Origin of the sequence: Microbacterium sp. MEC084 (assembly GCF_004514465.2) — a bacterium.
In the GTDB taxonomy this organism is placed as follows: domain Bacteria; phylum Actinomycetota; class Actinomycetes; order Actinomycetales; family Microbacteriaceae; genus Microbacterium.
The window spans coordinates 22,155-44,513 of sequence record NZ_MYFP02000012.1; the positions used below are offsets into that span (position 1 = coordinate 22,155).

22 protein-coding genes are annotated in these 22,359 nt (G+C 72.1%); 9 read left to right on the forward strand and 13 right to left on the reverse strand.

Going from position 1 to position 22,359, the window contains the following annotated elements:
- Positions 1–55: 55 nt before the first annotated feature.
- A complete protein-coding gene (locus B5M43_RS10685; protein WP_230667954.1) occupies positions 56–397 on the forward strand; it encodes a hypothetical protein in 342 nt (113 codons plus the stop codon).
- A gap of 51 nt (positions 398–448) precedes the next feature.
- Here B5M43_RS10685 and pcaC read toward each other — a convergent pair whose 3' ends face one another.
- From pcaC to B5M43_RS10715, 6 genes are all read right to left on the reverse strand, one after another.
- Positions 449–850, reverse strand: coding sequence for a 4-carboxymuconolactone decarboxylase (gene pcaC, locus B5M43_RS10690; RefSeq protein WP_205829510.1), 402 nt, complete (start codon positions 848–850; stop codon positions 449–451).
- Positions 847–1,620 carry an alpha/beta fold hydrolase gene (locus B5M43_RS10695; protein ID WP_134746200.1) on the reverse strand — a complete coding sequence of 258 codons (774 nt, stop codon included), beginning with the start codon at positions 1,618–1,620 and terminating at the stop codon, positions 847–849. The genes pcaC and B5M43_RS10695 overlap by 4 nt, the downstream gene beginning before the upstream one ends.
- The gene (locus B5M43_RS10700) at positions 1,617–3,140 is read right to left on the reverse strand and encodes a lyase family protein (protein WP_230667957.1); all 1,524 of its coding nucleotides are present in this window, start codon (positions 3,138–3,140) and stop codon (positions 1,617–1,619) included. Before B5M43_RS10700 ends, B5M43_RS10695 begins: the two co-directional genes overlap by 4 nt.
- Positions 3,141–3,147: 7 nt before the next feature.
- On the reverse strand, positions 3,148–3,708 hold the full coding sequence (gene pcaG, locus B5M43_RS10705; RefSeq protein ID WP_134746199.1) for a protocatechuate 3,4-dioxygenase subunit alpha: 561 nt from the start codon (positions 3,706–3,708) through the stop codon (positions 3,148–3,150).
- Positions 3,708–4,529, reverse strand: a complete 822-nt coding sequence (pcaH, locus tag B5M43_RS10710; protein ID WP_134746198.1) for a protocatechuate 3,4-dioxygenase subunit beta — start codon at positions 4,527–4,529, stop codon at positions 3,708–3,710. Before pcaH ends, pcaG begins: the two co-directional genes overlap by 1 nt.
- 91 nt (positions 4,530–4,620) lie before the next feature.
- Complete coding sequence (locus B5M43_RS10715) at positions 4,621–5,415, reverse strand: IclR family transcriptional regulator (RefSeq protein WP_055988646.1); 795 nt, start codon at positions 5,413–5,415, stop codon at positions 4,621–4,623.
- 153 nt (positions 5,416–5,568) lie between these two features.
- Here B5M43_RS10715 and purU (B5M43_RS10720) point away from each other — a divergent pair, with 153 nt between their 5' ends.
- From purU (B5M43_RS10720) to B5M43_RS10745, 6 genes are all read left to right on the forward strand, one after another.
- On the forward strand, positions 5,569–6,438 hold the full coding sequence (purU, locus tag B5M43_RS10720; protein ID WP_134746197.1) for a formyltetrahydrofolate deformylase: 870 nt from the start codon (positions 5,569–5,571) through the stop codon (positions 6,436–6,438).
- Between the two features lie 127 nt (positions 6,439–6,565).
- Positions 6,566–7,801 (forward strand): MFS transporter, encoded by a 1,236-nt coding sequence (locus tag B5M43_RS10725; protein WP_134746196.1) that lies wholly within the window; start codon positions 6,566–6,568, stop codon positions 7,799–7,801.
- Positions 7,802–7,966: 165 nt separating this feature from the next.
- Positions 7,967–8,776, forward strand: a complete 810-nt coding sequence (locus tag B5M43_RS10730) for a methylenetetrahydrofolate reductase (protein ID WP_230667976.1) — start codon at positions 7,967–7,969, stop codon at positions 8,774–8,776.
- Entirely contained in the window at positions 8,773–9,648 is an 876-nt protein-coding gene (gene purU, locus B5M43_RS10735) for a formyltetrahydrofolate deformylase (RefSeq protein ID WP_134746194.1), read from the forward strand. Before B5M43_RS10730 ends, purU (B5M43_RS10735) begins: the two co-directional genes overlap by 4 nt.
- A 42-nt stretch (positions 9,649–9,690) precedes the next feature.
- On the forward strand, positions 9,691–11,100 hold the full coding sequence (locus B5M43_RS10740; protein WP_230667960.1) for an aminomethyl transferase family protein: 1,410 nt from the start codon (positions 9,691–9,693) through the stop codon (positions 11,098–11,100).
- 81 nt (positions 11,101–11,181) lie between these two features.
- The gene (locus B5M43_RS10745; RefSeq protein ID WP_134746839.1) at positions 11,182–11,787 is read left to right on the forward strand and encodes a PadR family transcriptional regulator; all 606 of its coding nucleotides are present in this window, start codon (positions 11,182–11,184) and stop codon (positions 11,785–11,787) included.
- Positions 11,788–11,812: 25 nt separating this feature from the next.
- On the opposite strand, the gene B5M43_RS10750 is transcribed toward B5M43_RS10745, so the two are convergent.
- Together B5M43_RS10750 and B5M43_RS10755 are read right to left on the reverse strand one after the other, a co-directional pair.
- Positions 11,813–12,121, reverse strand: a complete 309-nt coding sequence (locus B5M43_RS10750) for a pyrimidine/purine nucleoside phosphorylase (protein ID WP_055988634.1) — start codon at positions 12,119–12,121, stop codon at positions 11,813–11,815.
- Between the two features lie 31 nt (positions 12,122–12,152).
- Positions 12,153–13,058: a serine hydrolase gene (locus B5M43_RS10755; RefSeq protein ID WP_230667963.1), complete on the reverse strand. Its 906-nt coding sequence runs from the start codon at positions 13,056–13,058 to the stop codon at positions 12,153–12,155.
- Positions 13,059–13,218: 160 nt separating this feature from the next.
- Here B5M43_RS10755 and B5M43_RS10760 point away from each other — a divergent pair, with 160 nt between their 5' ends.
- Positions 13,219–13,812 carry a uridine kinase gene (locus tag B5M43_RS10760; RefSeq protein ID WP_134746843.1) on the forward strand — a complete coding sequence of 198 codons (594 nt, stop codon included), beginning with the start codon at positions 13,219–13,221 and terminating at the stop codon, positions 13,810–13,812.
- Positions 13,813–14,008: 196 nt separating this feature from the next.
- Here B5M43_RS10760 and B5M43_RS10765 read toward each other — a convergent pair whose 3' ends face one another.
- The 5 genes from B5M43_RS10765 to B5M43_RS15165 all read right to left on the reverse strand — a co-directional run bounded on the left by B5M43_RS10765 (position 14,009) and on the right by B5M43_RS15165 (position 20,593).
- On the reverse strand, positions 14,009–17,200 hold the full coding sequence (locus B5M43_RS10765) for a DEAD/DEAH box helicase (protein WP_205829541.1): 3,192 nt from the start codon (positions 17,198–17,200) through the stop codon (positions 14,009–14,011).
- Between the two features lie 345 nt (positions 17,201–17,545).
- Positions 17,546–17,836 (reverse strand): hypothetical protein, encoded by a 291-nt coding sequence (locus B5M43_RS10770; RefSeq protein ID WP_134746846.1) that lies wholly within the window; start codon positions 17,834–17,836, stop codon positions 17,546–17,548.
- Complete coding sequence (locus B5M43_RS10775; RefSeq protein ID WP_134746848.1) at positions 17,824–18,150, reverse strand: hypothetical protein; 327 nt, start codon at positions 18,148–18,150, stop codon at positions 17,824–17,826. The genes B5M43_RS10770 and B5M43_RS10775 overlap by 13 nt, the downstream gene beginning before the upstream one ends.
- Positions 18,151–18,336: 186 nt before the next feature.
- Positions 18,337–20,316 carry a M13 family metallopeptidase gene (locus B5M43_RS10780; RefSeq protein ID WP_134746850.1) on the reverse strand — a complete coding sequence of 660 codons (1,980 nt, stop codon included), beginning with the start codon at positions 20,314–20,316 and terminating at the stop codon, positions 18,337–18,339.
- Positions 20,317–20,467: 151 nt separating this feature from the next.
- Positions 20,468–20,593: a hypothetical protein gene (locus B5M43_RS15165; RefSeq protein ID WP_268777922.1), complete on the reverse strand. Its 126-nt coding sequence runs from the start codon at positions 20,591–20,593 to the stop codon at positions 20,468–20,470.
- A 294-nt stretch (positions 20,594–20,887) separates the two neighbouring features.
- Between B5M43_RS15165 and B5M43_RS10785 the strand changes: the two genes are divergently transcribed.
- On the forward strand, positions 20,888–22,309 hold the full coding sequence (locus B5M43_RS10785) for an MATE family efflux transporter (protein ID WP_134746852.1): 1,422 nt from the start codon (positions 20,888–20,890) through the stop codon (positions 22,307–22,309).
- Positions 22,310–22,359: the final 50 nt, after the last annotated feature.

Genomic DNA, 22,359 nt, shown 5'->3' on the forward strand with positions numbered 1-22,359 from the left:
TCCGATCGTCAGCAGAATCGACGCTCGTCCGCGCATTCTGCGGCATATCGAAATCTTGACCCGCCGAGGAACCGGACTGCAGGGTCGCATCCACGGCAACGAGCCCTACGGCGTCGACTCGACGCTCGCGGTGCTCAAGGAGCTCGGCACGAACGGCTCGGCGGAGTGGGGAGCTGCTACGCGACACGTACACGTTCCACGTGATCCCGATGTACAACCCCGACGGCTCGGCCGCGGCAAGGGCGTCAACCAGAACGTCGAGGCCATGAAGGCGCTGCTGCTCGGCATGGCGACCGGCGAGGTGCAGCAGGAGGACCCGGAGCGCTGGGACGAGATCCCGCACGCCCCGGTCACCGGCTACCAGACCGACACGGGCGTCATCCCCGTCGGGTACTGATCGGACACGCGCGGCGGCCGGGGTGCTCCCTCCGGCCGCCGCGTCGTACCGTCAGGCCTCGGGGCCGAACACCTCGTTCGCGATGCGGAAGGCCGTGTTGGCCGCCGGGACGCCCGAGTAGACGGCGGACTGCAGGATGACCTCGCGGATCTCGTCGACCGTGAGGCCGTTGCGGATGGCCGCGCGCAGGTGCATCGCGAGCTCCTCGTGGTGACCGTGCGCGATCAGGGACGACAGCACGGCGACGGAGCGGGAGCGACGGTCGAGGCCGGGGCGCGACCACACGTCGCCCCATGCGACCCGGGTGATGAAGTCCTGGAAGTCCGCGCTGAGCTCGGTCTGGTTCGCCGTGGCGCGGTCCACGTGCGCGTCCGACAGCACCTCACGGCGCACGGTCATGCCCTGGTCGTAGCGCTCCCCGTCGCTCAGGCCCTGGCCCATCGGCCGGCTCATGCGTTCCCCCCGAAGAAGTCGTTCAGCACGAGCGCGACCTCGTCGGGGCGCTCGGCCGGCGCCAGGTGCGACGCGTCGTCGATGCGGATCATCCGCCCGTCCTGGACGCCGTCGGCGATCGTGCGCGCGTGCTCCTCCGGCGAGACGCCGTCGTGCTCGCCGTAGACGGCCAGGACCGGGGTCGCGATCTCCCCCAGCCGCGAGGACACGTCGTACTGCGCGATCGCGTCGCAGCACAGCGCGTAGCTGGCGTCGTCCGCGTCGCGCAGGCTGTGGAGCAGGCGCCCCGTGAGCACCGGGCGGCGCTCGATCGAGCCGGGCGCGAACCAGCGCTGCGCCGCGCCGACCACGAGCGATGCGGTGCCCTGCGCGCGCACCTGCGCCGCGCGCTCGGCCCACATCTCGGGCTCCCCGAACTTCGGCGAGGCGCACACGATGGCGGCGGCGCTCACGACGTCCGGATGGCGCACCAGCAGCTCGAGACCGGTCGCGCCGCCGAGCGAGACCCCGGCGTAGAGCGCGGGGGCGCCGAGCTCGCGGATGCCGTCGGCCACCGCGTCGGCCAGCTCGCCGACCGTGAACGGCTCGGTCGCCGGCCTCGACGCGCCGTGGCCGGGCAGGTCCCAGCAGGTGACGCGGAAGCGGCCGGTCAGGTGGGGGATCACGTCCTCCCACAGGATGCCCGACGTGCCGAGCGAGGGCCCCAGCACGAGCAGGGGCGCGCCGTCGGGTCCGGCGGGCGCGGTGAAGGTCAGGGCGGGCTGGGTCACGGGCGGTCCTCTCCGGCGCGCGGGGCGTCGCCGAACAGCTCATCGAACGGATCGAATCCGCGCTTCGTCTCGCGCGGCTCGGGCAGGCGCGACCCGTCGTCGAACGGATCATACGGTCCCGGCGCCTCGGCGGCCGGGTCGAGGGGCCCGGCCGGCGCCCGCGACGGGTCGGGCGCGGCGGCCGCCGGGTCCGCGTCCACCAGGCGGGCGGCGAGCCCGGTGTAGGCGGCGGGGTCCAGCAGGTCGTCGAGCCCCTCGGGCACGGTGGCGTCCGCGGCCTCGAGGGCGCCGTGGACGAGCAGTCCGAGGTCGGCGCCGAGCCCGGCGGCGCGCACGATCTCGGCCACCTTCTCGGCGCCGAGGATCGGTCCGAGCACGATCGACAGCCGCTCGGAGACGATCAGGCCGCGCGTGGCGGCGAGGTTGCGCGCGACCGCGGTCGCGTCCGCGCGCAGGCCCTCGGCCAGGTCGGCGGCGTGCGCGGACGCGCCGACCGCGAGGCGCAGCAGCTCGCGCAGCGCGGGCCACTCGGCGTGCCAGGCGCCGTCGGGGCGCTCGTCCACGGCGAGCGCCGCCGCGGTGTGCAGCGTCGCTCCCAGGTGCGGCGCACGCATCCCGGCCGACCGGATCAGGACGGAGCGTGCGGGGTTCTGCTTCTGCGGCATGGCGGAGGATCCGCCGCCCGTGCCCTCGGCGAGCTCGCCGATCTCGGTGCGCGACAGGGTCGCGACGTCCGCCGCGAGCACGCCCAGGGCGTCCAGCGTCTGGACGAGCGCGTCGCCGAGCTCCGTGACGGGCCAGCGGGTCGTGTGCCACGGGGCGTCCGGCGCGGCGAGCCCGGTGGCGTCGGCGTAGGCGGCCGGGAGCCGCGCGGCGCGCTCCGCGCCGAGGATCTGGACGAACGACGCCAGCGTGCCGCCCGCCCCGCCGAGCTGCGCGGGCAGCGCGTCGCGCGCGTCGGCCAGGCGCGCCCGGGCGCGGCGCAGGCCGCGCTGCCAGGTGGCCGCGCGCAGTCCGACCGTGGTCGGAACGGCGTGCTGCGTGAGCGTGCGCGCGGCGGCGACCTCGTCGCGGTGCTCCCGGGCGAAGCGACCGAGCGCGTCGATCGCGACGTCCAGCCGCCCCAGCACGGTGCCGACGGCATCCTTCGCGACGATCATCAGCGCGGTGTCCAGGATGTCCTGGCTCGTCGCGCCGCGATGCACCCACGGGCGCACGGCCGGCCCGGCGACGGCCCTGAGCCGCTTCACGAGCGGGATGACGGGGTTGCCTCCCGCCACCCCGGCGAGCGCGAGCTCCCGCGCGTCCATCGGGGCGGCGCCCAGAGCCCGCGCCTCGGCCAGCACGGCGCCGCGATCGGGCACGTCGTCCAGCCCGCCGACCGCGCCGTACGCCTCGACCAGCGCCGCCTCGGCTGCCACCAGCGCGGCCAGCACCGCATCGTCCGACACCGGCCCCTCATGGCCGGCGGTCACCGGCGACAGCAGCCCGAGATCGAACCCCGACGCGTCAGAAGGCAATGCACTCCTATCCGAAGGCAATGAAGGCGGTCTCCTTGTCGCCCTGCAGGTGGATGTCGTGGCGAAGGTATCCCTCGGGTGTGCGCTCCGCGATGAGCGACGCGCGCTCGGTCTCGGTCAGCCCCGACAGGAACGGATCCGCGGCCCGCAGCTCCTCGTGCTCCGGCAGGTAGATGCGGGTGTGCAGCTTGTCCGGCAACCCGCGCGCGTAGACGATCGCGGCGAAGAACGGCGCCTTGCCGTCGACGGGGCCGGGGTCGCGCGTCCAGAAGTGGAAGCGCCCGTCGTCGGTCGTCATCGCGCGCCCGAAGCCCGTGAACGAGTACCCGTCGCGGTGCAGCGTGCCGCGCGCGGTCGGGACCGTGCCGTCGGCGTCCGCGCCGAAGATCTCGACCACGGCGTCCGGGATCGGCGCACCCGCGCCGTCGTACACGGCTCCGGACAGGACGATCGCGCCCGGGCTGTGCGGGAACGCGACCTCGTTCATCCGCTCGTACTCGAGCCCGAACTTGAAGAAGGGGCCGATCGTCTGGCCCGCGGTCGGCTCCAGGGTCTTGTCGCCGCGCATCAGTGCTCCCCCTCCTCGGGCTCGAACCAGGTCGCATCCGGGCCGTCCACGACGATGTCCCAGCGGTAGCCCATCGAGAACTCGGGCACCGTGAGGTCGTGGTCGTACGTGGCGATCAGGCGGTCGCGGTCCTTCTGGTCCCGGATCGAGTTGTAGATCGGATCGAGCGGGAACAGCGGGTCGCCCGGGAAGTACATCTGCGTGATGATGCGCTGCGTGAAGCCCGAGCCGAACACCGAGAAGTGGATGTGCGCGGGGCGCCACGCGTTGACGTGGTTCTTCCACGGGTAGGCACCCGGCTTGATCGTCGTGAAGGTGTACTCGCCCGCGTCGTTCGTGATCGTGCGGCCCGCGCCCGTGAAGTTCGGGTCCAGCGGCGCCGGGTGCTGATCGCGCTGGTGGATGTACCGGCCGGCGGCGTTGGCCTGCCAGATCTCGATCAGCTGGTTGCGGATGGGGCGGCCCCAGCCGTCGAGCAGCCGTCCGGTGACGGTCATCCGCTCCCCCAGCGGATCGCCGCTGTGCTGCAGCGTCAGGTCCGACTCGATCGCCGCGACGTCGCGCTGGCCGAACGCCGGCGAGTGCAGCTCGATCGTCTCCGGGTCGACCAGGCGCGGGTTCTTCGTGGGGTGGCGCAGGATGCTCGAGCGGTACGGGGCGAAGTCGCGGACGGTGCGCGGCAGGTCCTCGCCGCCCGCGACGCGCTGCGCGTACTCGGCGTGGAGCTGCTCGATCTCGGCGGTGATCTGCGACTGGGGCGGGAAGTCGTGCGACCTGAGAAGCGACTCCGGAGCGGCCGCCTGCGGGGCGGTGTCGGTCATGGCGTCTCCTTCGACGTGCGGGAGTCACCAGGCTGACACCGGGCGCGGAGCACGGCGCCCGATTCTCTCACTCAGTGAGAATTCAAGCCCCTCAGGCCGCGCGGAGCGCGCGACCGAGCTCCGACGCCGTCTGCACGACGAGCGCGCCCAGGCGGCGGACGTCGGCGCCCTCGATGCGCGTCACGACGCCGATCGCGGTCGGCGGCAGCCCCGCCACCGTGCCCACGGGGGCCGCGACCGAGACGTTGCCCAGCGTCATCTCCTCGCGCGTCGTGGCATAGCCGCGCATCCGCGCGCGGTCGATCTCGGCGCGGACCGCCTCGGGGTCCGTGATCGAGTGGGTGGTCTCGCGATCCAGCGGGCGCGACAGGAAGCGGTCGAGCCACTCCCGGCTCTGCGTGGCCAGCAGCGCCTTGCCGACGCCGGTGGTGTGCAGCGGCTGGCGGCCGCCCATCCGGCTCAGCGTCGGGATCGACGTGCGGCCGGTGAGGCGCCCGACGTACAGCGCCGTCGCGCGCTCCGGCGACGGGCCGTCCAGCACCGCGAGGTGCACGTTCTCGCCGGTCACCTCGTACAGGCGCGACATGAACGGCAGCGCGGTCTCGCGCAGCCGCAGGGCCAGGGGCGAGAGCTCCCCGAGCTCCCACAGGCGCGCGCCGATCGCGTAGCGGCGACCGGGCGTGCGGGCGAGCAGCCCGAGCTCGAGCATCTGGGCCAGGATCCGGTGCAGCGTGGACGAGGACAGCCCCGTCAGCACGCCCAGCCGGGACGCGGACAACTCCGGCTCATCGGCCGTGAAGCAGCCCAGGATGCGCATGGTCCGCGACAGCATTCCGTCGGCGTCCACGGTGGTCGGGGCGATCTCGCGAATGGTTGCGGTTGACATGGCCCAAACGTAGCCAACCGTCGCGAGCGGACCACAGGGTCTTGACTTTCCGCGGAAGTCACGCAAGAAGGTCCCAGCCTTCGGGAGATTCCCAGGAACGGGGGCGGGTATCCGCGGCACGGATCGGACGCCCCGCGGCGATACCATCGTCGGATGCGGATCGACGGCCTCACCGACCACGCCTGCCTCATCGTCTCGGGTCCCGACCAGAAGGGGATCGTCGCCGCGATGGCGGCGCTCGTCGCCCGCCACGAGGGCAACATCGTCTCGCTCGACCAGCACTCGAGCGACCCCGTCGGCGGCGACTTCTTCCAGCGCGTGGTGTTCCACCGCGAGGGGCTCACGAGCGCGCTTCCGGCCATCGAGGCCGATCTCGCCGAGACCCTCGAGCCCTTCGGCATGACGTGGACCGTGCGCGACATCTCCGTGCCGAAGCGGATGGCGATCCTCGCGTCGACCGAGGACCACTGCCTGCTCGACCTGCTGTGGCGCCACCGCCGCGGCGCGCTGCCCGTCGAGATCCCGATGGTCATCTCGAACCACACGAACGCGGCCGAGGACGTCGCCTCGTTCGGTGTGCCGTTCGTGCACGTGCCCTCGCAGAAGGGACCCGACAAGAGCGCCTCGGAGGCGGCGATCCTCCAGCACCTGGCGGGCAAGGTCGACTTCGTGGTGCTGGCACGCTACATGCAGATCCTCTCGAGCGACTTCCTCGAGAAGGTCGGCGTGCCGGTCATCAACATCCACCACTCGTTCCTGCCCGCCTTCATCGGCGCGAACCCCTACCAGAAGGCGAAGGACCGCGGCGTCAAGCTCATCGGCGCCACGGCCCACTACGTGACCGAGGACCTGGACGAGGGCCCGATCATCGAGCAGGACGTGGCTCGCGTCACCCACGCCGACTCCACGACCGAGCTCCGCCGCCGCGGCGCCGACGTCGAGCGCGCGGTCCTCTCCCGCGCCGTGCTCTGGCACTCCCAGGACCGCGTGATCCGGCACGGAAACCACACGATCGTCTTCTAGAAGAGCCGCTCCTCCCCGGCCGGCCGGGATGATCCGGCCGCGTTTCGACTCCGGCTCGTTCCTCGCCTCCGCTCAACGACCGGGGGGTTGCTCTCGGTCGCTGAGCGAGCGGAGCGAGCCGAAGCCGATGGGCACCGCGATAGAGTCGCGCCTCGTGAGCGTCGACGCGCGAGATCGAGGGGTCCGGACCGGGTTCCTGCTGCTCACGCTCTGCCTGGTCGCGGTGAACATGCGCGCCACGATCACGGGCATCGGCCCGCTGCTCGAGCAGATGACCGCCGACACCGGCGTGCCGATCGCGGCGCTGAGCGGCCTCACCTCGGTGCCGCTGATCGCGTGGGCGCTGTGCTCGCCGCTGGCCCACTCCGCCTCGCAGCGGTTCGGCATCAACCGCGTCATGACGCTCGCGCTGGCGCTGCTCGCGGCGGGCACCGTCATCCGGTCTCTGCCCGGCCCGATCGCGGGCCTCTGGATCGGCTCGGCCGTGATCGGCGTCGCCCTCGCCGCCGTCAACGTGCTCGTCCCCGCGATCGTGAAGCGCGCCTTCGGCACGCGCGTCCCGGCGGTGACCGGGCTCTACACGGCCCTGCTCGCCGGGTGCGGCGCGCTCGCGTCCGGCGTGGTCGTGCCGATCTCGCACGTCCGCACCGGCGCCGAGCCGTGGGGCTGGCGGGTCGCGCTGATCGCGGTGTGCGCGACGCTGCCCATCGCGCTCGGTCTCTGGCTCGCCCACCATCGCCGCGCCGGGCACGGCGCCGCCGCGGCGCGCCCGGACGACGCCCGTCGGGGAGAGACGGTCTGGCGCGATCGCGTCGCGTGGCAGGTCGGGATGTACTTCGGGGTCCAGGCCTCGCACTTCTACGTGCTGCTGACGTGGCTCGCGCCGTTCGCGCTGTCGATCGGCCGTGGCGAGGCCCAGTCCGGCGTGGACGTCATGATCTACCAGCTCGCCGGCGTGGTCAGCTCGCTCGCGCTGCCGCTCGCCCTGCGCGGACGCCTCGAGCGGTGGGCGCCGGCGCTGCTTCCCGCCCTGGCGATCGTCGGCGTCGCGGGGTTCCTGCTGGCGCCGGACGGCATCCTCGCGTGGAGCGTGCTCGCTGGCCTCACAAGCGGCGCGTCCCTCGCGATGTCGTTCACGCTCATGGCCTCGCGCTCGCGGGACCACCACACCGCGTCGGCGCTGTCGGGCATGGCGCAGTCGGTCGGCTACGCCTTCGCGGCTCTCCCGCCCATCGCCTTCGGCCTGCTCCACACCGCGACGGGTGGCTGGACCGCCCCGATGCTGTTCCTCGCCGCGATCCTGGCGACCCAGGCGATCCTGGGCATCCTGGTCGGCCGCGATCGCCGCGTCTTCGAGCGCTGACGCGACGTCGCGCCCAGGCGGCAAGACGACCTATGGACATTCCCTATCGCCATAGGTAAAGTCCGTCACGGATGCGCGATGGCGCGCACCGGAGCGGAAGGACCCGATCCCGTGGCAGACACCACCTCGCCGCAGGCGAAGCTCGCCGACGACTACTCGCTCGAGATGACGGGCAAGGACGTGCCGGGGCTGCACGAGGCGCAGGATGCGATCCCGCCGGGGACGCGCGTGAACGTCACGTTCCTGGGCAACGAGGACCTCGAGATGCGCGTCGCCGCGGCGCAGGCCGTGAAGGAGGCGGGGTTCGTCCCCGTGCCGCACATCTCGGCGCGACGGCTGGCGTCGCAGGCGCAGCTGGAGGAGTTCCTCGACCGCCTGCAGCAGGTCGGCGCGACCGAGCACGTGTTCGCCGTGGGCGGCGACCCGGCCACGCCCGAGGGACCGTACGACAGCTCCTTCGACGTCATCCGCTCGGGCGTGCTGCAGAAGTACGGCGTGCGCGAGGTCTCGATCGCGGGCTACCCCGAGGGACACCCCGACATCCCGACGGATGTGCTCTGGGAGCACCTCGAGAACAAGGCCGCGTCGCTCGCGGAGCAGGGCCTCGGCGCCGTGATCCTGACGCAGTTCGCGTTCGACACCGACCCCGTGACGACCTGGATCCGGGACGTGCGGGAGCGCGGCATCGACGCCACCATCCGGATCGGCACGCCGGGGCCGGCCGGCATCAAGCGGCTGCTGAACTTCGCGCGGCGCTTCGGGATCGGCGCGAACGCCATGATCGTCAAGAAGTACGGCTTCTCGCTCACCAACCTGATGGGCACCGCGGGCCCCGACAGATTCGTCACCGAGCTGGCCGACCTGCTCGCCGCGGACCCCTCGAGCGGCGACGTGAAGCTGCACATGTACGCGTTCGGCGGGCTGCGCGCCACGGCCGAGTGGGCCCGCGACTACCGGCACAGGGTCTCGGCATGACGCTGCACGACCCGGCCCTGCTCGACCACGCGGTGCTCATCGTGCACGGCCCGGATCAGCCCGGGATCGTGTCGGCGGTCGCGGCGCTGATCACGCGCAACGACGGCAACATCATCTCGCTCGACCAGTACTCCTCCGATCCGGAGGGCGGCGACTTCTTCCAGCGCGTGGTGTTCCACCGGCCGGATCTGGCGGTCGCGCAGGCCGAGATCGAGGCGGATCTCGCGCAGACCCTCGAGCCGTTCGGCATGACGTGGTCGCTGCGCGACCAGTCCATCCCGAAGCGGATGGCCATCCTCGCGTCCAAGAGCGACCACTGCCTGCTCGACCTGCTGTGGCGGCATCGCCGCGGCGAGCTGCCCGTGACCATCCCGATGGTCATCTCGAACCACACGAACACGGCCGAGGACGTGCGCTCGTTCGGCGTGCCGTTCTTCCACGTGCCGTCGCAGGAGGGCCCGGACAAGAGCCGCTCGGAGGCCGAGATCCTGAAGCTCCTGGCGGGCAACGTCGACTTCGTGGTGCTCGCGCGCTACATGCAGGTGATCTCGGGCGGCTTCCTCGAGAAGGTCGGCGTGCCGGTCATCAACATCCACCACTCGTTCCTGCCCGCCTTCATCGGCGCCGGCCCGTACCGCAAGGCCAAGGAGCGCGGCGTGAAGCTGATCGGCGCGACCGCCCACTACGTGACCGAGGACCTGGACGAGGGCCCGATCATCGAGCAGGACGTCGTGCGCGTCACCCACTCCGAGACCGTCGCCGAGCTTCAGCGCCGCGGCGCCGACGTCGAGCGCGCCGTGCTGTCGCGCGCGGTCGCCTGGCACGCCGAGGACCGCGTCATCCGGCACGGCAACCACACCATCGTCTTCTAGCACCGTCTTTCCGACACCCACCCCCACAGAGAGAGGTTCACCGTGGCACCCAGGAATCTGCAGGAGGTCATCGACCAGGCCGGATCGGCCGTCGACCTGCTTCGCAACTCGCAGATAGGCTCGTACATCTACCCCGTCGTGCCGGCCGACTTCCAGAACTGGATCAAGGAGCAGCGCGCATGGCGCGAGACGGCCGTCCTGTACGACCAGTCGCACCACATGGACAATCTGTTCCTGAGCGGCTCCGACGCGATCAAGCTGATCAGCGACACCGCGGTCAACTCGGTCGCGAACTTCCCGGTCGACAAGGCCAAGCAGTACGTGCCGACCAGCTCGACCGGCGGCGTCGTCGGCGACGGCATCCTGTTCCGCGAGGGCGAGGACGAGTACGTCTACGTCGGCCGCGCGCCCGCCGCGAACTGGCTGCTGTTCCACGGCGAGACCGGCGGGTACTCGAACCTCGACATCGAGGTCGACCGCCGCTCACCGTCGCGCCCCTACGGCGACGCGGTCTCGCGCAAGTACTACCGGTTCCAGATCCAGGGCCCCCGCGCATGGGAGGTCATCGAGAAGCTCAACGGCGGGCCCCTCGAGCAGCTCAAGTTCTTCAACATGTCGACCATGACGATCGACGGGACCACCGTGCGCACCCTGCGGCACGGCATGGCCGGCGCCCCGGGCCTGGAGATCTGGGGCCCGTACGCCGACCACCACCGCATCCGCGACGCGATCGTCGAGGCGGGCGCGGAGTTCGGGCTCGTGCCGGTGGGCTCGCGCGCGTACCCGTCGAACACGCTCGAGTCCGGCTGGATCCCGTCGCCGCTGCCCGCGATCTACTCGGGCGAGGCCGAGCGCGCGTACCGCGAGTGGCTGCCCGCCGACAGCTACGAGGCGACCGGCACGCTCGCGGGATCGTTCGTCTCGCAGGACATCGCCGACTACGAGCTCACGCCGTGGGCCCTGGGCTACGGCTCGTTCGTGAAGTTCGACCACGACTTCATCGGCCGCGACGCGCTCGAGAAGATCGACCCGGCGACGCAGCGCAAGAAGGTGACGCTCGCGTGGAACGCCGAGGATCTCGGACGCGTGTGGACGTCGCTGCTGGACGTCGAGGGACCGCAGTACAAGTTCTTCGACCTGCCGCTGGCGAACTACGGATCCGCGAACTACGACAAGGTGGTCGACGCCGACGGCACGGTCGTGGGCTTCTCGATGTTCACCGGCTACAGCGCGAACGAGAAGCGCGGGCTCTCGCTCGCGACCGTGGACGCCGACGTGCCGGAGGGCACGGAGCTGAAGGTCGTGTGGGGCGAGCCCGACGGCGGCAGCCGCAAGGCCTCGGTCGAGCCGCACGAGCAGACCGAGGTGCGCGTGGTCGTGAGCCCCGTGCCGTACTCGACGGTCGCCCGCCAGGAGTACCACGGCGGATGGCGCACGGGCTACAAGGCCTGATCCGTCGCGCGGGGCCCGGTCGGTTCGCCGACCGGGCCCCGCGTCCGATACAACGGGAGGACACGACAGGGGGATGAACGCATGAGCCTTCGATACGCGCTGATGGCGCTTCTGCGCGTCGGACCGCTGTCGGGTTACGACCTGCAGAAGCAGTTCCAGGTGTCGGTGGGCCATCTCTGGCACGCGCCCGACAGCCAGATCTACCCCGAGCTGCGAAAGATGGAGGCCGAGGGCCTCGTGGTCGGCGAGGACCAGACGCGCGGCGAGCGCGGCACCCGCCGCGTCTACCACCTCACCGCGGAGGGCGACCGGGCCTACATCCGCTGGATGGAGGAGCCGCTCCCCTACGCCCGCGTGCGCGAGCCCGCGAACCTGAAGGCCGCCTACCTCGAGGCCGCCTCACCGGACGCCGCGCGCGCGTTCCTCGAGGACCACATCCGGCACTGGCGCGGCGAGCTGGAGCAGTGGGAGGCCGAGCTCGGCCGCATCGACGCGCGCATCAACCCCATGCTCGTGCGCCGGCTCGCCGCCACGCCGGAGCACGACCACGACCGCACGGTCGCGTTCAAGCGCTTCGGCTACGAGGGGCTGGTCGACCGCGCGCGCACCGAGATCGCGTGGGCCGAGCGCGGCCTCGCGCTGCTGGACGACCTCTACGGCCCCGAGGACGCGCACTCCGCGTCCTGAGCGGGGCCCTCTGGAGGGCGCCCGGTCAGCCGTAGTGGCAGACGTACGAGACGGGCTCGGTCACCACGATGTCGAACGACGAGTCGCCGGGGACCTCGAACGAGTCGCCCGCGCCGTACGCCGTCCACTCCTCCGAGCCGGCGAGGCGCACGCGGCACGACCCGGTGTGGAGCTCCATGACCTCGGGGGCGCCGGTGCCGAACGTCAGCTCGGAGGGCAGGATGACGCCCGCCGACTTGCGCGTGCCGTCGGCCAGGAAGAAGGTGTGGCTCACGCACCTGCCGTCGAAGTAGATGTTCGCGGCGGGATCCAGCGTGACGTTCGCGTAGGCCATGGCACGAGCGTACCGGCGGCCGGCGCGCGGCTCAGACCGCGTACTCCATGAGGTCGTTGCCGAGCGCGTGGAACGCGCTGTGCGCCCGGTGCCGGTGCAGGGGCGACAGGTCGTCGAACGCGATGATCATGGCGTACGCGAACGCCGCGCGGCGGCCCGCGATGACGCCGGCCTCGGCGCGGGCGCCGGGCTCACGGCCCGTGCGCCCGAAGTGCACCAGGCCGTGCTCGTCCTCACCGTGCGAGAGCGGGTCGAGCCCGAGCATCGCGCCCACCAGGCCCGCGTCGGCCGACGGCGTGAGCCAGTCGGTGACGCGCGTGCTGACGTCGCGGCTGACCACAGTGCGCGCCGCGAGCGCGGCGAACAGCGCGGCGTACTCGCGCGCGGTGCCGAGCGCGACGTGCGGGGCGTCGTCCGGCCCGCGCTCCTCGCGGAAGCGGTCGAGCAGCGCCGAGCGCGGCATCCCGAGCGACACCAGCCGGCGCGTGACCTGCTCGTGCCCCACGCGGTCGAGCAGCGCGTTCGCGGCGAGCGCGTCGCCCGACGACGAGGCCAGCACGGCCAGGTCGGCGAGCGGCAGGGTCGGCGCGGCGAGCAGGCGCCAGACGCCGGTCGCGCCCGCGTCGTCGAGGTCGGAGCGATCGGAGAGCTCGAACGGGTCGAGCGTGCCGGCGTCGAACTGCGCGGCCACCTCGACGAGCAGCGGCACGACGCCGAGCCCGCCGACCGGCAGCGGCATGTGGTCGTCGCCGGCCAGCACGGCCTCGCCGCGGTCGAGCTCGATCACGTGCACCGAGACGCGGGCGCCCTCGAGCGACAGGGCCTCGAGCGCCTCCACCGTCGAGCGGAACCGGCGCGTGCTCGACCGCGCGCGGCCGCCGCGGGTCGCGGGAGCGGCGGCGCGCAGGTCTGCGCGGTGTGAGGGATGTGCGGGCACGTCGATCGTCGATCCTCCGAAGACTCCCCCTCCTCGATTGTGCCTCACCGCGGCGGTCCCGCCGCGGTCGATCAGGCAACGGATCGGTGAAGAATCGATGCCGGCACGGCGGGCCCGGGGTTCATCGTCGTCCCAGCCCCGCTCGGGCAGAATCTTCCCCATGCCCTCCGACGTCCCGCCACTCGCGCAGGTCGTGCTGATCGGCGGAGCGAGCGGATCCGGCAAGTCCCGCCTGGCCGAGGCCTCGGGCCTTCCGCTGCTGCGCCTCGACGACTTCTACCGCTCGGGGGACGACCCCGCCCTGCCGCGCCTCGCCACGGGCGAGGTCGACTGGGACCACCCCGCGTCCTGGCACGCCGATCGCGCGATCGCGGCCCTCGAGGAGCTGGCCCGCACCGGGCGCACCGAGGTCCCCGTCTACGACATCGCGGCGAACGGCCCCGTCGGCACGCGCACGATCGAGCTCGGCGGCGCCACGCGGTTCGTCGCGGAGGGCGTGTTCGTGGGCGAGGTCGTGGCCGAGGCGCGGCGCCGCGGCATCCTGGCCGACGCGCTGTGCGTGCGCCGCTCGCGCTGGCTGACGATGGGCCTGCGCCTCACGCGCGACCTGCGCGAGCGCCGCAAGGCCCCGGCCTTCCTCGTGCGCCGCGGCCTGATGCTCGCGCGCCTGGAGCCGGTCATCGTGGGCCGACTCACGGAGGCGGGCTGCCGCCCGGCGTCGGTGCGCGCCATCCGCCGCATCCTCGCCGCCTGAGCGGAGCCGGGCCTCGAGGGGAGGCTCGGGCCGTTTCGACTCCCTCGCTTCGCTCGGTCGCTCAACGAACAAGGGGGAATGCTCGTTGAGCGAGCGAAGCGAGTCGAAACGCGTGAAGCCTCCGGCGCGGCCCGCCGGTCGTTGAGCGGAGCGAGCGCCAGCGAGCGGAGTCGAAACGCCCCAAGCCGCCGGCGGCCTACTGCACCAGGGCGCGGAAGTCGTCGGCCGTGAGCCCGCCGATCGCGGCCGGATCCTCGTCGCCCGCGAGCACATCCCGGAACAGCCGCGACTTCTTCTCCTGCATCGCGACGACCTTCGACTCGATCGTGCCCTTCGAGATCAGCCGGTAGACCACCACGGGACGCGTCTGGCCGATGCGGTGCGCGCGGTCGGTGGCCTGCAGCTCGGCGGCCGGGTTCCACCACGGGTCGAGCAGGATGCAGTAGTCCGCCTGGGTGAGGTTGAGCCCGAACCCGCCGGCCTTGAGCGAGATGAAGAAGACCGGCACGTCGCCCGACGTGAAGCGGTCGATCATCCGGCGCCGCTGCGGCGCCGTGACGGATCCGTCGAGGTACGCGAACGGGATGCCGCGGCGCTCGGCGACGCCCGCGGCGCGGCCGAGGAAGGTCGTGAACTGGCTGAACACCAGCGCGCTGTGCCCGTCGCCGACGATCTCGTCGAGCAGGTCGCCGAGCTTCTCGAGCTTGGCGGACGGCGCGGGCGCCTCCCCGACCAGCTCCGGATCGAGGGCCAGCATCCGCAGCGTCGTGAGCGAGCGCAGGATCTCCATCCGGTTGGCCTTGACGTCGTCGAGCAGCCCCATGACCTTCTGCCGCTCGCGCTGCAGCCGCACCTGGTAGATCCGCTGGTGCGCGCCGTGCAGCTCGACCTCGAGCAGCTGCTCGGTCTTCTCCGGGAGGTCGGCCGCGACCCGGTCCTTGGTGCGCCGCAGCAGGAACGGCCGGATGCGCCGCCGCAGCCGCGCGAGCCGGGCGCCGTCGCGCTCCCGCTCGATCGGCTTGCGGTAGTGGTCCGTGAAGGACTTCTCGCCGCCCAGCAGGCCGGGCGCGGTGAGCGAGACGAGCGCCCACAGCTCGAGCAGGTTGTTCTCGAGCGGCGTGCCCGTGATGGCGAACTTGGTCGGCGCGCTGAGCAGCCGCGCGCACCGGTAGCCCTGCGACCGGTGGTTCTTGATCTGCTGCGCCTCGTCGAGCACGAGCACGCGGAAGCCGAGCGCCTCGTACTCCGCGAAGTCGAGGCGGAACAGCGCGTAGCTCGTGACCACGAGGCGCGCGGCGGCCGCGACCTCGGCGAGCGGCGTGCCGCGCTTGCCCGACGTCTCCTCGATGCCGACCGCTCGCAGCCCGGGCGCGAAGCGCTCCGACTCCGACACCCAGTGCCCCACGACGCTCGTCGGCGTGACGACGAGGAACCGCGCATCCGGCTCATCCGCGCGCGCCCGCTCGAGTGCGGCGAGCACCTGCACGGTCTTGCCGAGGCCCATGTCGTCGGCCAGGATGCCGCCCAGCCGGTGCACGCGCAGGAAGTCCAGCCACGCGAGCCCGACCTTCTGGTACTCGCGCAGCGTGGCGCGGAAGCCGTCCGGCGCCGCGACGGGTTCGAGGCGGTCGGCGTCCGACAGCGCGCGGAGGGACTGCAGCCACTCCTGCTCCTGCGCCTCGACCACGCCGGTCTGCACGAGCTCGGTCCACAGGTCCACCTGCAGGCGGCTGATCCGCAGCGGGCCGGTCGAGCGGTCCTGCAGCCCGCGGGCCTCGTCGAGCAGCTGCCGCAGCGGCTCGAAGCGCTCCGAGCGCAGCGTGAACACCGCGCCGCTCGGCAGCACGAGATAGCGGTCGCGCGCCACGAGCGCCGCGAGCAGCGTGCCGAGCGGCACGGGCTCGCCGCCGACGTCGACGCTGACCTCGAGGTCGAACCAGTCGTTGCCGTGCGGCTGGGCCGACACGTGCACGACGGGCAGCTCTCCCGCGAAGCGGTACTCGGGGAGCTCGTCGGTCTCCTCGATCCGGAGTCCCTCGACCCCGCGCAGCGCGGGCAGCACGGCCGCGAAGAACTCGACCGTCTCGTCGCGTGTGAGCCACGCGGCCCCGAACCCGGTGCCCTGCCGCACGCCCAGCAGGTCGGCGCGCTCGCCCGCCGCATCCGCGACCGCGTCGCCGATGCGGCGCTCCTCGGCGGGCACCCGCGGCGCTCCCGGCGGCTGCTCCCACCGCCACGCGAGCCGCGCACGCGCCTCGTCGTGCGCGACGGTCAGGATGAGCGCCGGCCGCGGCGGAGCCGGGATGTCGTACGTGCCGCCGGGCGATCGCAGCGCCGCGATGCCCCGGAGCTTCGGCAGGTACTCGCGCTCGAAGTCCGGGACGGCCTCGGCGGGGACCGCGAACGGCTCGCCCTGCATCAGCCGGGTGAAGGAGTCGGCCAGGGGCTCGCGCAGCGGCACCAGCTCGCGCACGCGCTCGTCGTCGGTCAGCGCCATGGCGGCCACGGGCACGCCGACCGGCAGGATGCGCGCATCCGCGGCGTCGGCCAGGTCGATCACGGGCTGCACGTGCAGCGCGTCGTCGCGGCGGTCGAGCGCGAGGAAGTGCGCCGCCGGCTCGGCCCGCAGCGTCACGGCCGGCTGCGCCCTGGTGTCGGCGACGAGATGCACGCCGGCGTCGCGCAGCTCGACGAGCACGTCCCACAGGCCGCGGCTCGGGAGCTCGTCGAGGCGGATCCACTGCGGCGCGCGGTCGTACGACCCCCAGCGGCTGCGGTGCACCGGGCGGTGGTCGGCTGCGGCGCCAGGGAAGTGCTCGCGCGCCTCGAACAGCGCCTCGAGCTCGCCGAGCGCGCGACGCTGATCCGCCGTGAGGCCCTTGCCGTCGAGGTCGCGCCAGCCGATGCCGGTGCGGATCCACGTGCCGCGCGTGCCGCGCAGCGCCGGGCGGATCTGCACCCCGTCGCGATCCAGCCCGATCAGCAGGGCGACGTCCACCGTCTCGCTGTGGTGGCCCTCGTCGAGCGCGCGCTCGAGTGCGCGCCGCCACGGCTCGACGAGGCCGGTGCCGGTTCCGGCGCCCGCGCCCGGGCCGCGTGCGAGCGTCGCCCCGGACGTCGCACCGTGCGCGATCAGGTGCAGGACGGCCGCCGCGTGCACGCATCCGACGGCGCCGCACTCCGTGCAGTCCATCCGCGGGCCGGTGCGCTCATCCAGGTCGACGTAGACGGTCCACCGCGCGACGCGCCCCTCGTACGAGGTGGTGCCGCCCAGGTCGTACCGCTCGACGATGCGCGCCACGCCCTGCTCGGCGAGGTGCGCACCGTGCTGAACCATCCACACGGGCAGGATCCGCGGGAGGTCCGCGGGGCTCAGCACGAACGGCACCCCCCGAGCCTAAGCGGGACGCCCGACACCGCCGATGGTCGTGCGCCTCGCGGCGGCGACCCGCGTGCACGATGACCACGATTAGCCAACCGTCTTCAATCCGGTACTGCACGCGGCAGTCGCCCACTCGGGCGTGGCACTTCGGCCCGCGCGGTGACCTCCCTCGGCCACTGGCGGGCGCGGCTCCTTCGAGGGGAAATCATGTGAGCCTTCTCGCGCGAAACCCCTCGGAGACCAGCGCGCATCTGCCTCGTCACGCCGAGCGCGTAGTAGAACGCATCGATGTTGCACACGATCTGCTTGCGCCGGAACTCGTTGGGCGAGTGCGGGTCGGTCCGAGGACTGCTACGGCGTGAGGCCGCCACCAATCGGATCAAGCACAACATCGTAATCCGACCCGAGTTGATCCTGCACTTTCTGGAGCAACTCGAATCCTATTCGAGCATGCTCTTCTCTTTGGCTCGGTGATGACCATCCGAATTCTTCGTCAAAATTGGCGTTGAATTCTGCCGCCCAGTCTTGGAGTTCCCGTACGAGTTTAGGATCGAGCTGGCCGATACCGAACTGGTAGTCGCCTCCGAGGCGGAGTGGCCAGCCGCTGTACGGCACTCCGAGGTCCACAGTCAAAATGCCCATGCTGCTTGCCTGCTGCAGTCTTGACTGGTTGTGGGATAACGAAGGGGGTAGTTCGCATTGAAGGTGGGGCCAAAGCATGCGGTCCAGGCGGCCGGGTCATTTATCAGATACGGGCTCGCGCCGGGCTCTGACGAGCGCGGCTCGGGGATGAGATCCTGGATCTCGGACGAGTTGATCCGTTCCCCGGAAGCGACATGAAGGATGTAGAATCCTTCATCCTTCGGTGGTTTCGAATCTTTATCTGCGGCTCCCATTAGCAACGGCGAGACCAGCACGGCTAGCGCGACAATTCCTGCAGTCTTCAGCCGCTTCATCGGGAACCCACTTTCTTTTGGTGTCGAATCAATGGGATCGTCTCACAATAGAATCGCGCGGGCATGTAGCCTTTCTGGGGGACATACAGATCTACGGCGCTCGCAGTGTCACGCCTTGACCGAGCTCACTCCCGACCCGCGCACTTTCGTAACGGTCAGCACGCGGACATTCGGCGCTCCTGAGCCTCACCAGATGGTGACGCGCTGCTCCTCCGGCAGCCAGAGCGCATCCGCCTCGGTCACGCCGAACGCGTCGTAGAACGCGTCGATGTTGCGGACGATCTGGTTGCACCGGAACTCGTTGGGCGAGTGCGGGTCGATCGTCAGCAGGCGGATGGTCTCGGCCTCGCGGCCCTTCTGCTGCCACACCTGCGCCCACGACAGGAACAGGCGCTGCACGCCGGTGTACCCGTCGATCTCGGGCGCCGGCTCGCCCCCGAGCGAGAGCTGATACGCCTTGAGCGCGATGCCGAGGCCGCCGAGGTCGCCGATGTTCTCGCCGATCGTGAGGGCGCCGTTCACCTTGTACGACTCCTCCAGGCCGAGGGGCGTGAGCGCGTCGTACTGGGCGATGAGCGCCTTGGTGCGCTCCTCGAACGCGGCGCGGTCGGCGTCCGTCCACCAGTCGGTCAGGCTGCCGTCGGCGTCGTAGCGGCTGCCCTGGTCGTCGAACCCGTGGCCGATCTCGTGGCCGATCACGGCGCCGATCCCGCCGTAGTTCGCGGCGTCGTCGCGCTCCGGGTCGAAGAACGGGTACTGCAGGATGGCCGCGGGGAACACGATCTCGTTCATCAGCGGGTTGTAGTACGCGTTGACGGTCTGCGGCGTCATGAACCACTCGTCGCGGTCGATCGGCTTGCCGACCTTGCCGATCTGGCGGTCGTGCTCGAACGCGCTCGCGCGGCGGACGTTGCCGAGCAGGTCGGTCGCGTCGATCTCGAGTGCGCCGTAGTCCTTCCAGGTCACGGGGTAGCCGATCTTCGGCGTGAACGAGTCGAGCTTCTTCAGCGCGCGCTCGCGCGTCTCGGGACCCATCCACTCGAGCGTCGTGATGCTCTGCCGGTACGCCTCGATCAGGTTGGCGACCAGGTCGTCCATCGCGGCCTTGGCGGCCGGCGGGAAGTGCCGCTCGACGTAGACCTTGCCGACGGCTTCGCCCAGCGCGCCCTCGGCGAGCGCGACGCCGCGCTTCCAGCGCTCGCGGATCTCGGGCACGCCCGTGAGGGTCGTGCCGGTGAAGTCGAAGTTCTCGTTCACGAAGTCGTCGGACAGGTACGGCGCCGCGGCCCGCACGATCTTGAACCGCAGCCACGCCTTCCAGTCCTCGATCCGCTCGTCCGTGAGCAGCGTGCCGAGGCCCTCGAGGAACGACGGCTGGTACGCCACGACCTCGGCGAACGCCTCGGGCCGGCCGGGCGCGACGCCCTCGAGCCACGGGGTCAGGTCCAGACCGGTGAGCGCCTGGATCTCGTCCCACGTCTTCAGGTTGTAGGTGGCGACCGCGTCGCGGCTGCGCACGTTGTCCCAGTGGTGCGAGGCGATCTCGGTCTCGAGCGCGACGATCCGGTCGGCCTGGCCGGCGGCGTCCGCGATGCCGGCGAGCGCCAGCATCCGCTCGACGTGCGCGCGGAACTGCGTGCGCACCTCGGCGAAGGACTCGAGGCGGTAGTAGCTCTCCTCGGGGAGCGACAGCCCGGACTGCACCAGGAAGGGGACGTAGCGGGTGGGGTTGCCGGGGTCGGGCTCGACGAAGACGCCGATGACGTTCGCGACGCCCTGGCGGTCGAGCGATCCGACCGTGCCGAGGAAGGAGGCCACGTCGGTCACGGCGTCGGCCTGGGCGAGGGGCTCCGCGAGGGGCGCGGCGCCGAGCTCGGCGATGCGCTGCTCGTCCATGAAGCTGGCGTAGAGGTCGCCGACCTTGCGGGCCTCGGTGCCGGGCTCGGCCTGCTGCGACTCCTCGATGATCGCGCGCACGTCCTTCTCTGCCTGCTCGGCGAGCAGGTGGAACGAGCCCCACCGGGCCTTGTCGCCGGGGATCTCGGTGCGCTCGATCCACGCGCCGTTCACGTGGCGGTAGAGGTCGTCCTGCGGGCGGATCTCGTCGCTCAGCTCCTCGATGGCGATGCCGGAGCGGAGGGCGGTCGTGGGAGCGGCGTCGGTCATGGCTCCACCCTAAGCACGGGGTGCCGCGGCGCGCGCGAGGACCGGGTGATCCGGACCCGATTCTCCGATCCCGGGTTCGGCCGGGCGCGCGGCGGGTCGCGGCTGGAGCCGTGGCGCGTCATGAACCACGACCACACGGACGGGGGCGAGGTCAGACCGCGGCGCCGAGCAGGCGCGAGATCTCGTTCGCGGCCGCGATCGCCTGCGGCGCCATCTCCTCGATCGAGCGGCCGGGGTGCTCGAGCGCGATCGACGAGATCGACAGGCCGTGGGTCACGCGGCCCGTGTGGTCGCGGATCGGCGAGCTCCTGGCGGAGCCGGATGCGCACGAGCCGCCCCGCTGCGACATCCGCCCGCACGGCGGCTTCGGCCCGCCCCCGCGCGTCGAGCTCGGCGAGGGTGAGCAGCCTGACCTTCTCCATGCCCGCCACTCTGGACACCCCGCCGCCCCCGCACGCGGCCACCCCCGGCCATCCCGCGCAAACCCGCGCCGATCCGCCCCTGTGGACGAGGCTCCGGCCCCGCCTGAACCGACATCACATCCGCGCGGCGAGATCACCCGCAACCGCATATGATCTCGCCGAGCGCGGGTGATCTCGGCGCACGGCATGTGACATCGGCGCCGTGCGGCGCGCGGCGCGTCGGCGGCCCGTCCTACGCTCGAGGGGTGACGACCCGCACGGCGACGCTGAACCGCGACATCCTGCGGCTGGCGATCCCGGCGCTCGGGTCGCTGGTCGCCGAGCCGCTGTTCCTCATGGTGGACGCGGCCCTCGTGGGCCATCTCGGCGTCGTGCCGCTCGCGGGCCTCGGCATCGCGAGCGCCGTGCTGAGCACGATCGTCGGGCTCATGGTGTTCCTGGCGTACGCCACGACTCCCGCCGTCGCGCGGCGGTTCGGCGCGGGGGACGCCGGCGGCGCGGTCTCGGTCGGGATCGACGGGATGTGGCTGGCGCTCGGGATGGGCGCGGTGCTCGCCGTGGCCGGATGGTTCGCGACGCCCGCGCTCGTGGCCGCCTTCGGCGCGAGCCCGGACGTCGCCGCGGAGGCCGGCGTCTACCTCGGCATCTCGATGTGGGGCCTTCCCGCGATGCTGATCGTGTTCGCCGCGACCGGGCTGCTGCGCGGCCTGCAGGACACCGTGACACCGCTGTGGATCGCGGGGCTCGGCTTCGTCGCGAACGCCGCGCTGAACGCGCTGTTCATCTACGGCTTCGGCTGGGGCATCGCGGGCTCGGCCGTCGGCACCGTGGTCGCGCAGTGGGGCATGGTCGCGGCCTACGCCGTCGTCGCGGGGCGGCTCGCGCGGCGCCACGACGCGCAGGTGCGGCCGCAGCGCGCGGGCATCGGCGGATCGGCGCGGGCGGGCGGCTGGCTGTTCCTGCGCACGGTGAGCCTGCGCCTGGCGCTGCTGCTCACGGTCGCGGTCGCCACGGCCCTGGGCACGCAGGAGCTCGCCGGCTGGCAGATCGTGTTCACGATCTCGTCGACCGCGGCGTTCGCCCTGGATGCGCTCGCGATCGCGGCGCAGGCGCTGATCGGCAAGAGCCTCGGGGCCGGGGACGCCGACGCGGTGCGCTTCGTGCTGCGGCGCACGACCGCGTGGGGCGCGTGGTTCGGTCTCGCGATCGGACTGCTCTTCGCGGCCCTCTCCGGCGTGCTGGGCCTGGCGTTCACGGGCGACCCCGAGCTGGCCGCGGTCATCCAGCCGGCGCTCCTGCTGATGGCGCTGACGCAGCCCCTGGCGGGCGTGGTCTACGTGCTCGACGGCGTGCTGATGGGCGCGGGCGACGCCCGCTACCTCGCGATCGCCGGCGCGCTCAACCTCGTGCCGTTCCTGCCCGCGCTCGGCGCGATCGCGTGGCTCGCGCCCGCCGGAGGGGGCGGCCTCGCGTGGCTGTCGGCCGCGTTCTTCCTGGTGTTCATGGGAGCGCGGCTGGTCACGCTCGGCACGCGGGTCCGCGGCGGCGCGTGGATGCACGCTCACGCGTGACGCACGCGATCGCGGGCGGCCCCCGGCGTCCGGGAGCGCCCTAGGCTCGA

What these genes read in the sequence shown, in the direction of transcription:
- pcaC (WP_205829510.1), bottom strand. Translation starts at nt 850, where the DNA reads ATGAGCCGGCCGATGGGCCAGGGCCTGAGCGACGGGGAGCGCTACGAC.
- pcaG (WP_134746199.1), bottom strand. Translation starts at nt 3,708, where the DNA reads ATGCGCGGCGACAAGACCCTGGAGCCGACCGCGGGCCAGACGATCGGC.
- pcaH (WP_134746198.1), bottom strand. Translation starts at nt 4,529, where the DNA reads ATGACCGACACCGCCCCGCAGGCGGCCGCTCCGGAGTCGCTTCTCAGG.
- B5M43_RS10715 (WP_055988646.1), bottom strand. Translation starts at nt 5,415, where the DNA reads ATGTCAACCGCAACCATTCGCGAGATCGCCCCGACCACCGTGGACGCC.
- purU (WP_134746197.1), top strand. Translation starts at nt 5,569, where the DNA reads ATGCGGATCGACGGCCTCACCGACCACGCCTGCCTCATCGTCTCGGGT.
- B5M43_RS10725 (WP_134746196.1), top strand. Translation starts at nt 6,566, where the DNA reads ATGGGCACCGCGATAGAGTCGCGCCTCGTGAGCGTCGACGCGCGAGAT.
- B5M43_RS10730 (WP_230667976.1), top strand. Translation starts at nt 7,967, where the DNA reads ATGACGGGCAAGGACGTGCCGGGGCTGCACGAGGCGCAGGATGCGATC.
- purU (WP_134746194.1), top strand. Translation starts at nt 8,773, where the DNA reads ATGACGCTGCACGACCCGGCCCTGCTCGACCACGCGGTGCTCATCGTG.
- B5M43_RS10745 (WP_134746839.1), top strand. Translation starts at nt 11,182, where the DNA reads ATGAGCCTTCGATACGCGCTGATGGCGCTTCTGCGCGTCGGACCGCTG.
- B5M43_RS10750 (WP_055988634.1), bottom strand. Translation starts at nt 12,121, where the DNA reads ATGGCCTACGCGAACGTCACGCTGGATCCCGCCGCGAACATCTACTTC.
- B5M43_RS10760 (WP_134746843.1), top strand. Translation starts at nt 13,219, where the DNA reads ATGCCCTCCGACGTCCCGCCACTCGCGCAGGTCGTGCTGATCGGCGGA.
- B5M43_RS10770 (WP_134746846.1), bottom strand. Translation starts at nt 17,836, where the DNA reads ATGGGCATTTTGACTGTGGACCTCGGAGTGCCGTACAGCGGCTGGCCA.
- B5M43_RS10775 (WP_134746848.1), bottom strand. Translation starts at nt 18,150, where the DNA reads ATGAAGCGGCTGAAGACTGCAGGAATTGTCGCGCTAGCCGTGCTGGTC.
- B5M43_RS10780 (WP_134746850.1), bottom strand. Translation starts at nt 20,316, where the DNA reads ATGACCGACGCCGCTCCCACGACCGCCCTCCGCTCCGGCATCGCCATC.
- B5M43_RS10785 (WP_134746852.1), top strand. Translation starts at nt 20,888, where the DNA reads ATGATCTCGCCGAGCGCGGGTGATCTCGGCGCACGGCATGTGACATCG.